This is a genomic window from Achromobacter sp. 10T422 (genome assembly GCF_056394065.1).
The window spans coordinates 1-14,223 of the sequence record NZ_JBFTHD010000008.1 but is presented as its reverse complement, the minus strand read 5'-3'; the positions used below and the strand labels follow the sequence as shown (position 1 = coordinate 14,223).

The following is a 14,223-nucleotide window of genomic DNA, read 5'->3' as shown; positions in this document are numbered from 1 at the left end:
CCGTAGAACCCGCCCGCCGTCATGGCGGGCGGGTTTTGTCTACCGGGTTTATCTACCCTTACTCGCATGAAGCGCGCTGCGCTTGCATCGTTCTTTTCAGGTTGATCGCTGTGCCCCGAATGTATGTTTCCCTGGCCACTTGGCTGGTATTGCTGGTTCCTGCCCTGGCGCTGACCAGCCCGGTGGGTGGCCCCGCCGTGCTTTACCTGGCCGGCCTGGTCGCGCTGACGGCGCTGGCGGTGAACGCCATCAAGCGTTACGAGCCCATGGCGTTTGGCGAGTTGTGGCCGATGTCGCTGGTGTTGCTGCTGCCGCTGGCCTGTATGTTCATCACGTCCGCGGTGCGAGGCGTGTGGAGCAATTCAGAGCTGGAGAAGCTGCTGCGCTTTGCGCTGGCGCTGCCGGTGCTCTGGCTGCTGCTGCGCGCGCCGCAGCGATGGCTGAAGCTGGTGCAGTGGAGCATTTTGGCGGGCGCCATTGCCGGTTCGGTGCTGCTGATCGTCACCATGGAAACGCAAGGGCGTGGCGCCATGGTTGATGTCGGCGGGCGCTATAACGCCGTGGCGTTTGCAAACATGACGCTGCTGTTTGGCGCGATGACGCTGTTGTCCCTGGGCTTTGGCCCCTGTACGCGCTGGCCGCGCGCCGAGACTACGGTAAAGCTGGTGGCCGTGGCGCTGTCCGTCTACGCCACATGGGAGTCCGAGACGCGCAGCAGCTGGATGTTGCTGCCCATTCTGGGGGTGGTGTTCTTGCTGGGCCTGCGCAACTGGAAGCGCCGCCACAAGGTGTATTGCGCATTGGCCGTCTGTGTGGCGCTGGTGGCCAGCGCCGCCGCCATCTGGACGTTCAGCACGCGCATGCACGAGATCTCGAAAGACGTGCAGGGCTATTCCACCTCGGCCAATCGCGATACGTCTTTCGGTATCCGCTTGCAGCTGTGGCACGCGTCCATCCTCATGTTCCAGAAAAGTCCCATCGTGGGAATCGGGCCCAGCAAGTTCCGCGAGGAACTGCGCCAGCTGGAAACCCAGGGGATCGTGACCGCCGAGGTCGTTGAAGGGTTTGGCGAACCGCACAACGACATGCTGGCCGCGTTGTCCGGTTATGGGCTGCTGGGCTTGTTGAGCATCCTGACCCTGTATCTGTTGCCAGCCGCGGTGTTTTTCCGCCGCATGGCGAGCGACGACCGGGTGATCCGAGTGGGGGCGCAACTGGGCCTGCTGTTCTGCCTGAGCTACTGCGCATTCAGCCTGACGGAAATGATGTTCCGCAATATGCGCAGCGTGCCCAATTATTCGCTCATCGTCGTGACGCTGATTGCGTTGACGACGCCTCGCGTAGCCGAGGCCGCCAACCGCGCGCTGCGGCGCTGAAGACGGGCGGGTAAATTCCCGCGCAGTGCAAGCATTACCTGACGCAAGGCGCACTCGCCTTGCGTTTTTTTTATGGGCCTTGCGTTAGATCAAGTCGACGAGGTCGACCTAGTGAAAACCCTGCTGTGTCACCGTATTCTGACGGAACGCAATACATAAACCGTCACATTCTGCCGCGAAAGGTTTCAGGCATAAGAATGGGCACTACGAGGAGAGGCTGTGAAAAATTCCAGTCTGCGCAGGGAGCTGTTGTGGTTCGTGTTCGCCATTGGCGTTGCCGTTCTGGCGCTAGGCACCTGGGACGCATGGCAGCGGCGCATAGAGATGGTGGCCGAACGGAAGACGGAGTTGCGCCACGTACTGGATCTGTCCGCGGGCATCTTGCGCAACGGCAAGCAAAGCGTCAGTGAAGGCATGCCGCTGGCGGAGGCCAAGCGCAATGTGGCGCGGCGCCTGACGCAACTGCGCTACGGCGCTGATGGTTATGTGGGGGTGTTCGGTGACGACTACGCCTTGCTGGCGCACCCTGACGCCAAGCTGGTGGGCACGAACGTGCGCGCCATCAAGGATGTGGACGGCCTGCCGATCTTTGAAAACCTTTATGCCGAAGGTAAGGCGGGCGGCGGCTATGTGGAGTACCGCTATCCCCGGCCGGGCGCCGACGAGGCGCTGCCCAAGATCAGCTATGCCGCCTATGACGCGGAGTGGGGCTGGCTGATCTTCACCGGGCTGTACGTGGATGATGTCGATGACGCGTTTTACGGCACCTTGTGGCGGCAGGGCGGTGTGACGCTGGGCTTGCTGGCCCTGGTGCTGATCGCCGCCCTGCGCTTTTTCCGCACCCATGTGATCAACCCGCTGGATGAAGCCGTGGCCTTGTGCGAGCGCGTGGCTAATGGCGATTTGTCTTCCGCGGTGTCGCGCCACCATCGGGGCGAGATCGGCCGTTTGTTCGAGGGCATGGGAAGAATGCAGCAACGCCTGGACGTTGCCGTGCGCACCATCGTGCATTCCACCAGCTCCATCGCGGCGGCCTCGCGCCAGATTGCCGCGGGCAGCATGGACTTGTCGGATCGCACCGAAAAGCAGGCGGCCGCCCTGGAACAGACGGCGGCCAGCGTGGAAGAAATCACCGCCACGGCCAAGCAAAGCGCCGAGCATGTGCGCGAAGTCAGTTCGCTGGCGGGGCAGGCGGCGCAACTGGCGCGCCAGGGCAGTGAAGAGACCCAACACGCCATCGACGCCATGCACGAGATCTCGCACAGTTCGCAGCGCATTGGCGAAATCATCAGCGTGATCGACGGCATTGCGTTTCAGACCAATATCCTGGCGCTGAACGCGGCCGTGGAAGCTGCAAGAGCCGGCGAGCAGGGGCGTGGCTTTGCGGTTGTGGCGGGCGAGGTTCGCGCCTTGGCGCAGCGTTCGGCCACTGCGGCCAAAGAGATCAAGGGGCTGATCGAAACCTCGTCCGAATCGGTGGCGCGCGGCAGCCAGCGCGTGGAACAGGCCAGCGCCACGATGGGCAGCGTGTTGGAATCCGCCGCCACCAGCGCGCCCCTGATGGGCGAAATCGCCACCGCGTCGGCTGAGCAAAGCGTGGGGATCGAACAGATCAATCAGGCTGTGACGCACCTGGACAGCGTGACGCAGCAGAACGCCGCGCTGGTCGAGGAGTTTGCCGCGTCTGCCGCCACCTTGCACGAGCAGGCCGACGACCTGGCGCGCGCCGTGTCGGTGTTCAAGCTGTCTGCAGCCGGCTAGGCAGGCTGTGCAGCGCGCCCATGGCGCGTTGCAGCCGGATGCTCAGCTCTCGGCTGGCCGGCGTCATGGGCATGCGCAGCTCGTCGGTGATCAGCCCTTGCATCGCCAGGGCGCGCTTGATGGGCGCGGGGTTGGGTTCGGCGAACAGCAGGCGGATCATGCCGCGCAAGGGCTCGAAGAGTTCGCGTGCGGCCTCGGCGTGGCCCGCCTGCGCCAGGCGCATGACTTCAACATAGCGCTCCGGGTACACGTGCGCCGCGGCCGGGATGGCGCCGCGTCCGCCCGCCAGCCAATGATCCAGCAGCGACAGATCTTCGCCGCACAGCGCGGCCAGGCGTCCGCGCGCATTCAAGGCGGACAGCACCGACGGATTGCATTCCTTGACCGCGCTGAAGTTGGGCAATAGCGCCAGCTTCTCCATGGTCTCCACTGTCATCGTCACGCCAGTCCGCTTGGGGATGTTGTACAGAATGATGGGGCGTTCGGTTGCCCAGGCGATCTGGCGGTAATGCCACAGGATGCCGGCTTGCGATGGGCCCAAATAGTAGGGCGGCGGCACCAGATAGCCGGCGGGGGCCAGTTTGTCCAGGCGGCGGATGGCGGTGGCGACGCCGCGCGTGTCGACGCCGCCTGCGCCAAACACCAGCGGCAGTGCGTGCGGATCGCTGGCGATGGCTTCTGCCATGTCGATTTTTTCGGACAGGCTCAGCAGGTTGCCTTCGCCGGTGGAGCCGAACAGCACCAGCCCGGCGATGCCGGCGTTGCGGTAGTAGCGGGCCAGCGCCTGGGCGGCGTCCAGGTCGACATAGCCGCCACGCAGCGGCGTGATCATCGGCAGCCAGATGCCTTCGAATGCGGTCGTAACGGGCATGTCCATGGCTTATTGCACCGTGATGGCCGACGCCGGGCGCACCGCGCCGAATTCCGCTTGGGGCAGGCCGCACATGACGGCGTGCATCAGGTCGCCGAGTTCGTGGCGGGCGCACTGCAGTTGCAGCGTGCTTTGCGCATGGGCGTGGTCTACCGACAGCACATAGACGCCGATACGGTCGCCCAGCTCGCGGTGCAGCGCCAGCCGCACCTTCAGGGCATCCAGCGTATCGACCCTGACCGTCAGCGCCACCCGCTCGGATTGCGGCAGGGGCAGCGCGGGAGAGGAAGCGGGCGAAAGCAGGGGGCGGCGATCCAGTCGGGGAGTCATGGCGGGGGGCGGGACGGATTCGCCACTTGCGGCGATCCGTAATTCCGGTTGGTTGATGACGATTCCACTATAGAAATCGCACCGTAAATCCTGCCGATAAAAGCGGGCGCGGCGCATAAAAAACGCGTCAACGCCGCGCCGGATCAAAACGTTTTGGTCACGGACAGCAGGCCGGTTGCGCGGCCCATGTCGCGCCCGCGCGTGTTGGTGTAGACCGCGCGGTCGGCATTGGTGTCCAGGTACGCCAGCGACACCGACAAGCCCGCTCCAAAGTCTTTCGTCAGCCCCAGCTTCCAATCGGTATAGGAGCCGTGGTCGACGTTGCGCACGATCTGGCGGCCGACATGGGCGTTCAGGGTCAAGCCCCACAGCCCCGTTTCCACGTTGCCCGTCACGTCAAAGTACTGGCTGTACTTGCTGTCGGCAAAGCCGAACAGGTTGGTCATGGCGATGGAATACTTGAACATCACCGGGCCGTAACCGATGCCGGCATAGAGCTCGGTGGTGTCGGGGCTGGTGAATCCGGACGGGTAGTCGCCGGGGTAGTAGTACTGCAAGACGCCCAGGTCAACCGGCACGCCTTCTGTCAGATTGCCCTTGTAGCCGCCGTAGAAATCCATTTCGACGGGGGCTGACACGGCGCTGTTGCTGTCGCCCAGCCAGCTGATGCTGGAATTCCAGTTGCCCAGATAAAAGCCGCTCGCGTGAGCCAGATCGAAGCCGCCTTGGATGGCGGGCTGGTTGTTCGACTGCATCAGGCCGCGATAGCGGTACTGGCTGGCCAGCGTGAGGTTGGCCGATAAAGAGAAGTCGCTGGCGGCGGGCGTTGTCGTCGCGACGGGGGCTTCGCTGGCCTGCGAGGTGGTGGTAAGCGCAAGCAGCGCAAGCGCGGCCAGGGTGTTGCGGGACATGGAAGGCTCCTGATGTTGGATGAGGATCGCAACAATAGGAGGATCGGCATAAAGCGCGAGACAAGACTCGCGTGGTCCGCATAAAGGCGGCATCAAGAGTGCCGCGTCAACCAGGCCGCGTTAACAACACCGCATCAACAAGACCGCATCAACGCGGCGCCATCCCCACCACCCGGCATTCACCCCGCGAAGCGATAGCCCACACCGATTTCCGTCATCAGGAATACCGGCTGCGCAGGATCGGCTTCCAGCTTCTGGCGCAGATGACCCATATAGATGCGCAGGTAGTGATTGCTTTCCACATGCGATGGGCCCCAGACCTCGCGCAGCAGTTCACGGTGCGTCATGACCTTGCCGCGATGCGCCAATAGCGCGGCCAGCAGCCGGTATTCCATGGCCGTCAGGTGCACGTGCTGGCCATTGCGTTCGACAACGCGTTTGGCGAAGTCCACGCGCACCTCGCCAAACGTGATTTCGGCGGCGCTGCCCGCGCCGCCCCGTGCATGCCGGCGCAGCAGCACGCGCAGCCGGACCAGCAGCTCGCTGACACCGAAGGGCTTGGTCAGATAGTCGTCGGCGCCCGCGTCCAGCGCGGCCACCTTGTCGGCCTCGGCGCTGCGGGCGGACAGCACCAGCACCGGCACTTCCGTCCACGCGCGCAATTCGCGGATGAGCGTCATGCCGTCTTCGTCGGGCAAGCCCAGGTCCAGCACGATGGCGTCGGGTTGGCGGGTGCCGGCTTCGATCAGGCCGCGCTTGACGGTGTCGGCTTCGTGCACGACGCAGCCTTCGCTTTCCAGGGCCTGGCGGACGAAGCGCCGGATGTTGGCGTCGTCTTCAATGATCAGGACGGTGGGCTGATAGTCGAACATGCTTTGGGGGAATCAATGGGTTTCAGGAGGAATTGCGGGCGGCGTGCCCAGCGGCAGGCTGAAGACGAATTGCGCGCCAGAGGCCTGCCCCGGCGTGTGTTCGACCCAGATGCGGCCGTGGTGGGCCGAGATGATGGCTTCGCACACCGCCAGGCCCAGACCAACGCCGGGGGTGGCGGATTCGCGTTCGCCGCGCGTGAATTTTTCGAAGATGCGGCGTTCGGCGCCGGGGGCGACACCGGGGCCATTGTCGCTGACGGCTACACGCAGTTCGTCATCGACGACGGCCGCGTGCAGATGCAGCGTGCTGCCTGCGGGCGTGTACTTGGCCGCGTTCTCCAGCAGGTTGCACAGCACGCGTTCGATCAGCACGCCATCGCATTCCACCAGCGGCAGCTGCGACAGGCTGGCGACCGTGACGTGATGCGCAGCCAGCGGTTCGCGCATGGCGGCAAGCGATGCGCCCACCAGCTCTTCAATCGATTGCCATTCCCGGCGCAGCGGCGTGTCGCGGCTTTGCAGGCGCGCCATGTCCAGCAGGTTGACAACCAGCGCGTGCATGCGCTGCGCCTGGTCGCGCATGGCGCGCACGGTGTCCTGCACGTCGGGCGCAAGCGTTGCCTGTTGGCGCGTCAAGGTGTCGGTCATGCCGATCAGGCTGGTCAGCGGGGTGCGCAAATCGTGCGACACGGCGGCCAGCAGCGAGTTGCGCAGCCGCTCCGATTCCATGCTGACCAGTGCCTGCTGCGCCACTTCCACGTAGTGCAGCCGTTCCAGCGCAATGGCGATCAGGGTGGCGTAGGCCTCGATCTGGCGGCGCGAATCCGGGTGCGAGAACAGGCTGCGGCGGGGGGCGGCCAGCGCCAGCACGCCACGCGTGCGCATGGGTGCTTTCAACGGCAGGTACAGCAGCTCGCTGTTGGACAAGGTTGCGGTGCCAGCGCCTGCGGGCTGGCCGTGATCGTAGACCCATTGGGCCAGCGCCGACTCCAACGGCGGCATGTCGTCGGATGCCGGCGAGGCGAGTTTCAACCGGTCGTCCAGCCCCAGGATATACAGCGCGCAGCGCGAGCCGAAGGTGGCGTGCACGAAGGCGCCGGCCGACGCCACGATCTGCTCGGGCAGCAGCGCCGATGACAGTTCACGCGCAAATTCATACAGGCTGCGCGCGTCGGCTTCGCGCTTGACCGAGGCCTGGGCTTGCAGGCGCAGGCCGGCCGTCAGTTGCCCGATCAGTAACCCCACGGATAACAGCACGCCGAAGGTCAGCAGGTACTGCACGTCGGACACGGCGAACGAGGCCAGCGGCTGCACGAAGAAAAAGTCGAACAGCGCCACACTGACGACGGATGCCAGCGCCGCCGGCCCGCGTCCATGGCGTAGCGCCACGCCCACCACCGCCAGCAGAAACAGCATGACGATATTGGTCTGGTGCAGCACGGGGAATGCCAGCATCGACAAGCCCGTGGCAGCCGCGCAATAGCACAGCGCCCAGGCATAGCCGGCCCAGGAACGGGCGGTGCGCTCGTCGGCGCCCAGACTCGCGCGGCGGCCCAGCGTGAGCGGGTCGCGCCCGGGCGCGGCGCTGGCGGGCAGCGGTGGCGCGCCCAGCCGGATGATGTCGATCTCGGGGCAGCCCGCGGCCAGCATGTCGGCGAAGCTGTGCCGCCGCCACAACCAGCCGGGCGTGATGGCGGCCGTCAGCAGCGCGGACACCGACAGGCGCAGCCGCTGCAAACCGGTGGCGCGCGTGCGGCCGACGATGGCCTTGGTGATGTTGTGCCGGCGCACGTAACGCACCACCGCGTCGACCATGTCGCCGCCCGCCAGCGTTTCAGTGCGTGCGCCCAGCGAATCCGCGAACGCCAGCGTGCGCTGCATACGGTCCTGCTCAGCTTGCGGCGTGGGCGCGGCGCGTGGGGTGTCGATGGTGACCACGTGCAAGTCGCACTCCAGCTGCTGGCTCAGGCGGTGCGCGCTGCGGATGACGTATTCGGCATCGATGTCCGGCCCGATGCAGGCGACGACCGCTTCGCGCGTGCGCCACACGGGTTCAATGGCGCGGTCGCGCCGGTAGGCCTGCACGTCGTCATCGACGTGATCCGCCGTGCGGCGCAGCGCCAATTCGCGCAGTGCAATCAGGTTGCCCTTGCGAAAGAAATTGCGCGTGGCGTGGCGGGCCTGTTCGGGCAGATAGACTTTGCCTTCCTTTAAGCGCCGCAGCAGCTCGTCGGCCGACAAGTCCACCAGCATGACTTCGTCGGCTGCGTCGAAGACCTCGTCTGGCACGGTCTCCCAGACGCGCACGCCGGTGATGCTGCCCACGGCTTCGTTCAGGCTGTCCAGATGCTGCACGTTCAGCGTGGTCCAGACGTCGATGCCAGCCGCCAGCAATTCCTGAATGTCTTGCCAGCGCTTGGCGTGGCGCGAACCCGGCGCGTTGGAATGCGCCAGTTCGTCCACCAGCACCAGGCCGGGGCGGGCGGCCAGCGCGCCGTCCAGATCGAATTCCTTCAGGACGTGGCCGCGATACGCGACGTCTTTCAGCGGCAGCACCGCCAAGCCTTCCAGCAGCGACGCGGTTTCGCGGCGGCCGTGGGTTTCGACGATGCCCGCCAGCACGTTGACCCCTTGCGCGGCTTGCGCCCGGGCCGCGACCAGCATGGCGTAGGTCTTGCCCACGCCGGCCGACGATCCGAAGTACACGCGCAGCTTGCCGCGCACGGCTTGGCGCGCGGCCTCGTCCAGGGTCTTCAAGAGCGCGTCGGGATCGGGACGCTCGCCAGCAATATCAGCCATGAACGCGCAAGAGTGGGGTGGGGAAAGCTGGCAATACTATACGCTCGGGGCTCATGGGGCCGGGCGCAAGTTGTCCAGCGCCAGATTCAGCATCAGCACATTGACGACCGGGTCCCCCAGCACGCCCAGCCAGGGCTGCTCGGTGTTGGCCTGGATCAGCGCATCGACCTGCGCGCGCGGCAAGTTTCGGGCGCGGGCCACGCGCGCGGCCTGGTAGGCGGCCGCTGCCGGGCTGATGTGCGGGTCCAGCCCGCTGCCGGACGCCGTGATCAGGTCCACCGGCACGGGCGTGGGGTTGTCGGGGTCCGCCGCTTTCAACGCGGCGATGCGGGCCTGGATGGCTTCGGCCAGCGCGGGGTTGCGCGGGCCCAGGTTCGACCCGCCCGAGGCCGCGCCGTTATACGGCATGGGCGCGGTGGCGGACGGCCGGCTCCAGAAATACTGGGGCGACGTGAACGACTGGCCAATCAGCGCCGACCCCACGACCTTGTCGCCTTGTTTGATGAGCGAGCCGGCCGCCTCGTGCGGGAATACCACGGCCGCGACGCCGCGCGTCAGGAAGGGGTAGGCCAGGCCCGTCACCAGCGACAGGGCGGCGAAGACGACCAGCGCGGGGCGCAGGATGCCGCCCGGGCGAGGCAGGGGGGCGGGGGATGAGGCTGTGTGTTTCATGATGAATTCCTTTCGGGTTTCGGGGCGGGAGCTGGCTTACACCCAGCCCAGCGCGGCCAGCACCATGTCAACCAGCTTGATGCCGGCAAACGGCACCAGCAGGCCGCCCAGGCCATAAATGAGCAGGTTGCGGCGCAGCAGCACAGACGCGCCCAGCGGCCGGTAGCGCACACCCTTGAGCGCCAGCGGGATCAGCACGACGATGATCAGCGCGTTGAAGATCACGGCCGACAAGATGGCGGACGCCGGCGTCGTCAGCGCCATGATGTTCAGCACGTTCAGTTGCGGGTACACGGTGGCGAAGGCGGCCGGAATGATGGCGAAGTACTTGGCCACGTCGTTGGCCACGCTGAACGTGGTCAGCGCGCCGCGCGTCATCAGCATCTGCTTGCCGATCTCGACGATTTCGATGAGCTTGGTGGGGTTGGAGTCCAGGTCCACCATGTTGCCGGCCTCTTTGGCGGCCTGCGTGCCCGAGTTCATTGCCACCGCCACGTCGGCCTGCGCCAGTGCGGGCGCGTCGTTGGTGCCGTCGCCCGTCATCGCCACCAGCCGGCCTTCCGATTGATAGGCGCGAATCAGCTTCAGCTTGGCTTCGGGCGTGGCTTCGGCCAGGAAGTCGTCTACGCCCGCTTCGGCGGCAATGGACGCGGCGGTGAGCTTGTTGTCGCCCGTGATCATCACCGTCTTGATGCCCATGCGGCGCAGCTCGGCAAAGCGCGACTGAATGCCGGGCTTGACGATGTCTTTCAGTTCCACGACACCCAGCGCGCGGTTGCCGTCGCTGACCATCAGCGGCGTGCTGCCGCGCCGCGCCACATCTTCGGCCAGGCGCAAGACGGGTTCAGGCACCGTGTTGTCTTGCGCGGCAATCCACGACTGAATGGCGTCGACCGCACCCTTGCGGATCATGCGATCGCCCAGATTCACGCCGCTCATGCGCGACTGCGCCGTGAAGGGCACGAATTCGACGTCGATCATGCGCGCGGCCGGCGCGTGCAGGGACTTGTCGGCCAGCGCCACGATGCTGCGGCCTTCCGGCGTTTCATCGGCCAGCGACGCCAGGCGGGCGGCGTCGGCCAGTTCGCGCGGCGACACGCCGGGCGCGGGCAGGAAGGTCGACGCCTGACGGTTGCCGAAGGTGATGGTGCCGGTCTTGTCCAGCAGCAGCACATCCACATCGCCCGCCGCTTCCACCGCGCGGCCCGAGGTCGCGATGACGTTGGCGCTCATCATGCGGCTCATGCCCGCCACGCCGATGGCCGACAGCAGGCCGCCGATGGTGGTGGGGATCAGGCAGACCAGCAGCGCCACCAGCACCGTCACCGTGACGGCCGCGCCGCCACCGGCCGCACTGACCGCGTAGATCGAGAACGGCATCAGCGTGACGACGACCAGCAGGAACACCACGGTCAGGCCCACCAGCAGAATCGTCAGCGCCAGTTCGTTTGGCGTCTTCTGGCGCTTGGCGCCTTCGACCATGGCGATCATGCGGTCCAGGAAGCTCTCGCCGGGATCGGCCGCGATGCGCACGAAGATCCAGTCGGACAGCACTCGCGTGCCGCCCGTGACGGAAGAAAAGTCGCCGCCCGATTCGCGGATGACGGGGGCCGATTCACCGGTGATGGCGCTTTCGTCCACCGACGCCACGCCGGCAATGACCTGGCCGTCGCCGGGAATGGTGTCGCCGGCTTCCACCAGCACCACGTCGTCACGGCGCAGCAGGCCCGAGGGCTGGCTGATGGCCTGATCGCGCCATTGCGCGGGCTGGGCGTCGCGGGCGTCTGCCTCGCGAAAGCCTTTCAGCAAGCGGGCGTTGATGGTGGTGCGCAGGCCGCGTAACGTCGCCGCCTGTTGCTTGCCGCGCCCTTCGGCCAGCGCCTCGGCGAAGTTGGCGAACAGCACCGTGAACCACAGCCACACGGTAATGGCCAGGATGAAGCCCGCCGGGGCTTCGGCCTGGCCGCGCAGGGCCATGACCCAGAGCAGCGTGGTGAGGATGCTGCCCACGTACACCACGAACATCACGGGGTTCTTCAGCTGCGCGGCGGGCGATAGCTTGCGCAGGCTGTCCACCAGGGCCGGCCCGACAAGCGAGCGCGACCACATGCCGAAAGGGCGATCTTGCGTGGCAGTTGCGGGGGCGCGGGCAGCGCCGCCGCCTGCGCTGGAGGTTGGCATTTCAATTTTGGCCATGTTGATTCCTAGCCTGTTGCATTCAGGGTTGCAGGTGTTCCGCGACCGGGCCCAAGGCCAGCGCGGGCACATATGTCAGGGCGCCCACCAGCAGTACGGCGCCAATCAGCAGCACCACAAAGAGGGGGCCGGTGGTGGGCATGCTGCCGGGGCCGGCGGGCAGGCGGCGCTTGGCCGCCAGCGACCCGGCCATCGCCAGCACGGCGACGATCACGGCAAAGCGGCCGAACCACATCGCGATGCCCAGCAGCACGTTGTAGAAGGGCGTGTTGGCGGACAGGCCGGCGAACGCGCTGCCGTTGTTATTGGCGGCGGAAGACAGCGCATAAAGGATTTCGGAAAACCCGTGGATGCCCGGATTGAGCACGCCCGCCTGGCCGGCCGACACCGACACCGCCAGCGCCGTACCGCCCAGCACCAGCAGCGGCGTGGCCAGAATGACGATGGACACCATCTTCATGTCGTACGCTTCGATCTTCTTGCCCAGGTATTCCGGGGTGCGGCCGATCATCAGCCCGGCGATGAAGACGCCCAGGATGGCGAAGGCCAGCATGCCGTACAGGCCAGAACCCACGCCGCCATAAACGACTTCACCCAACTGCATCAGCAGCATCGGCGGCAGCCCGCCCATGGCGTTCAGAGAGTCGTGCATGCCGTTGACCGCGCCGCAGGACGCCGCCGTGGTGATGGTGGCGAACAGCGATGTGGCCGCAATGCCAAAGCGGGTTTCCTTGCCTTCCATGTTGCCGCCGGGCGAGAGCGCGGTCATTGCGCTGTCGGCGCCGGCCTGCGCGGCCATGGGGTTCGCCTGCTGTTCGAAGTACGCCGTACCCAGCGCGAAGACGGCGAACAGCACGGTCATCGCGGCCAGGATGGCGATGCCCTGACGCCGGCTGCCCACCATTTCGCCGAATGTGAAGCACAGCGCGGCGGGAATCATCAGGATGGCCAGCATCTCCAGGAAGTTCGCCAGCGGGGTGGCGTTCTCGAACGGATGCGCGGAGTTGGCGTTGAAGAAGCCGCCGCCGTTGGTGCCCAACAGCTTGATGGCTTCCTGCGAGGCCACGGGGCCCATGGCCAGCGTTTGCGTCGAGGTCACCGCAGGGTCGGTCACGGGTTGGCCCTTTGCATCCAGCACCGGCTGGCCTTGCGCATCCACGCGCGGCTGGTCGTAGTGCAGGGCTTCAACCGTCTGCACGTCCTGGTAGGGGCTGAAATTCTGGATCACGCCTTGGCTGACAAGCGCCAGCGCCAGCACGAACGACAGGGGCAGCAGCACGTAAAGCGTGCAGCGGACCATGTCGGACCAGAAGTTGCCGATGGTGGCGGAGCTATGGCGCGCCAGGCCGCGGATCAGCGCGAACAGCACGGCGATGCCGGTGGCGGCCGAGACGAAGTTCTGCACCGTCAGCGCCAGCATCTGCGTCAGGTAGCTCATCGTGGCTTCGCCGCCGTAGCCCTGCCAGTTGGTGTTGCTGACAAAGCTGATGGCGGTGTTGAGCGCCGAGTCCGACGTGACGGCGCCCATGCCCGCCGGGTTCAGCGGCAACATGCCTTGGACCCGTTGCAGGGCGTACACGACCACGACGCCAAGAATGTTGAAGGCGAGCACGGCCAGCGCATAACGCTTCCAGCCCATCTCGGCCTGCGGGTCGACGCCCGCCAGCCGGTAAATGCCACGTTCAAGCGGGCGGCCCAAGGCGGTAAGCCGGGATTGCCCGTTTTCCATGGCGATACGGATATAGCGCCCAAGCAGCGGCGCGATCGCAAGCAGGACCGCCAGGTACAGGACCAGCAGTCCGACGAATTCGGCGGTCATTAGAATTTCTCCGGTTTGAACAGGGCCACCAGCAGGTAGACGAACAGCAGGGCGGCGGTCAGGCCGCTGACCCAATAGAGCCAATTCATGACGGCTCCCCCGAAGACAGGGCTTCGCAGAAGCGCAGCAGGGCAACTGTCAGCCCGGCCATGACGGCGAAGACGGCGATATAGATGGCATCCACGTTTTTCCTCCCGGGAGCCACGCTCCCTTCGAACGACGGGCCTGCGCGGCAAAAGCGGATGCGCGCCGGGCAGGCCAGGTGACCAATCAGGACACCGGCAGGTTACGGAGCGGGGGGTAAAAACGGGATATAGGTTGGGGAGGGGGGTGTAAACAAGAAATAAATGTGGACCCCCACGCCGCACTCGCTTCGCTCGCTTGCTGCCCCCCGAGGGGGCTGGCCGGCCTTGGGGCGGCCCGGCGGCCGGCCGGGTCTTCGCTTGGCACCCGCTTGGCACCCGCTTCGCACTCGCTTCGCACTCGCTTCGCACTCGCTTCGCACTCGCTTCGCACTCGCTTCGCACTCGCTTCGCACTCGCTTCGCACTCGCTTCGCACTCGCTTCGCACTCGCTTCGCACTCGCTTCGCACTCGCTTCGCACTCGCTTCGCACT

General features: G+C 66.0%; 11 protein-coding genes. 2 read left to right on the top strand and 9 right to left on the bottom strand.

Going from position 1 to position 14,223, the window contains the following annotated elements; genetic code table 11:
* The first annotated feature begins 110 nt into the window (after window positions 1–110).
* On the top strand, window positions 111–1,376 hold the full coding sequence (locus tag AC1DB0_RS21625) for an O-antigen ligase family protein (RefSeq protein WP_476757767.1): 1,266 nt from the start codon (window positions 111–113) through the stop codon (window positions 1,374–1,376).
* A gap of 219 nt (window positions 1,377–1,595) precedes the next feature.
* Window positions 1,596–3,137, top strand: a complete 1,542-nt coding sequence (locus AC1DB0_RS21620; RefSeq protein WP_476757766.1) for a methyl-accepting chemotaxis protein — start codon at window positions 1,596–1,598, stop codon at window positions 3,135–3,137.
* On the opposite strand, the gene AC1DB0_RS21615 is transcribed toward AC1DB0_RS21620, so the two are convergent.
* From AC1DB0_RS21615 to kdpF, 9 genes are all read right to left on the bottom strand, one after another.
* Window positions 3,115–4,014, bottom strand: coding sequence for a 4-hydroxy-tetrahydrodipicolinate synthase family protein (locus tag AC1DB0_RS21615; RefSeq protein ID WP_476757765.1), 900 nt, complete (start codon window positions 4,012–4,014; stop codon window positions 3,115–3,117). The two genes, AC1DB0_RS21620 and AC1DB0_RS21615, sit on opposite strands and share 23 nt — an antisense overlap.
* 3 nt (window positions 4,015–4,017) lie before the next feature.
* A complete protein-coding gene (locus AC1DB0_RS21610; RefSeq protein WP_476757764.1) occupies window positions 4,018–4,338 on the bottom strand; it encodes a hypothetical protein in 321 nt (106 codons plus the stop codon).
* Window positions 4,339–4,481: 143 nt separating this feature from the next.
* Window positions 4,482–5,249 carry a TorF family putative porin gene (locus tag AC1DB0_RS21605; protein WP_476757763.1) on the bottom strand — a complete coding sequence of 256 codons (768 nt, stop codon included), beginning with the start codon at window positions 5,247–5,249 and terminating at the stop codon, window positions 4,482–4,484.
* Window positions 5,250–5,428: 179 nt separating this feature from the next.
* The gene (gene kdpE, locus AC1DB0_RS21600; protein ID WP_476757762.1) at window positions 5,429–6,121 is read right to left on the bottom strand and encodes a two-component system response regulator KdpE; all 693 of its coding nucleotides are present in this window, start codon (window positions 6,119–6,121) and stop codon (window positions 5,429–5,431) included.
* 12 nt (window positions 6,122–6,133) lie between these two features.
* Window positions 6,134–8,920 (bottom strand): sensor histidine kinase, encoded by a 2,787-nt coding sequence (locus AC1DB0_RS21595; RefSeq protein WP_054424398.1) that lies wholly within the window; start codon window positions 8,918–8,920, stop codon window positions 6,134–6,136.
* Window positions 8,921–8,971: 51 nt separating this feature from the next.
* Entirely contained in the window at window positions 8,972–9,592 is a 621-nt protein-coding gene (gene kdpC, locus AC1DB0_RS21590; protein ID WP_476757760.1) for a potassium-transporting ATPase subunit KdpC, read from the bottom strand.
* A 36-nt stretch (window positions 9,593–9,628) separates the two neighbouring features.
* Window positions 9,629–11,788, bottom strand: coding sequence for a potassium-transporting ATPase subunit KdpB (kdpB, locus tag AC1DB0_RS21585; RefSeq protein WP_054424394.1), 2,160 nt, complete (start codon window positions 11,786–11,788; stop codon window positions 9,629–9,631).
* Between the two features lie 22 nt (window positions 11,789–11,810).
* Window positions 11,811–13,607: a potassium-transporting ATPase subunit KdpA gene (kdpA, locus tag AC1DB0_RS21580; RefSeq protein WP_476757759.1), complete on the bottom strand. Its 1,797-nt coding sequence runs from the start codon at window positions 13,605–13,607 to the stop codon at window positions 11,811–11,813.
* Complete coding sequence (gene kdpF, locus AC1DB0_RS21575) at window positions 13,607–13,696, bottom strand: K(+)-transporting ATPase subunit F (protein WP_006223569.1); 90 nt, start codon at window positions 13,694–13,696, stop codon at window positions 13,607–13,609. Before kdpF ends, kdpA begins: the two co-directional genes overlap by 1 nt.
* Window positions 13,697–14,223: the final 527 nt, after the last annotated feature.

Excerpts from the sequence above, each read along its gene's own strand:
- kdpA (WP_476757759.1), bottom strand. The coding sequence starts at position 13,607 with ATGACCGCCGAATTCGTCGGACTGCTGGTCCTGTACCTGGCGGTCCTG.
- kdpC (WP_476757760.1), bottom strand. The coding sequence starts at position 9,592 with ATGAAACACACAGCCTCATCCCCCGCCCCCCTGCCTCGCCCGGGCGGC.
- kdpB (WP_054424394.1), bottom strand. The coding sequence starts at position 11,788 with ATGGCCAAAATTGAAATGCCAACCTCCAGCGCAGGCGGCGGCGCTGCC.
- AC1DB0_RS21610 (WP_476757764.1), bottom strand. The coding sequence starts at position 4,338 with ATGACTCCCCGACTGGATCGCCGCCCCCTGCTTTCGCCCGCTTCCTCT.
- kdpE (WP_476757762.1), bottom strand. The coding sequence starts at position 6,121 with ATGTTCGACTATCAGCCCACCGTCCTGATCATTGAAGACGACGCCAAC.
- AC1DB0_RS21605 (WP_476757763.1), bottom strand. The coding sequence starts at position 5,249 with ATGTCCCGCAACACCCTGGCCGCGCTTGCGCTGCTTGCGCTTACCACC.
- AC1DB0_RS21615 (WP_476757765.1), bottom strand. The coding sequence starts at position 4,014 with ATGGACATGCCCGTTACGACCGCATTCGAAGGCATCTGGCTGCCGATG.
- kdpF (WP_006223569.1), bottom strand. The coding sequence starts at position 13,696 with ATGAATTGGCTCTATTGGGTCAGCGGCCTGACCGCCGCCCTGCTGTTC.
- AC1DB0_RS21595 (WP_054424398.1), bottom strand. The coding sequence starts at position 8,920 with ATGGCTGATATTGCTGGCGAGCGTCCCGATCCCGACGCGCTCTTGAAG.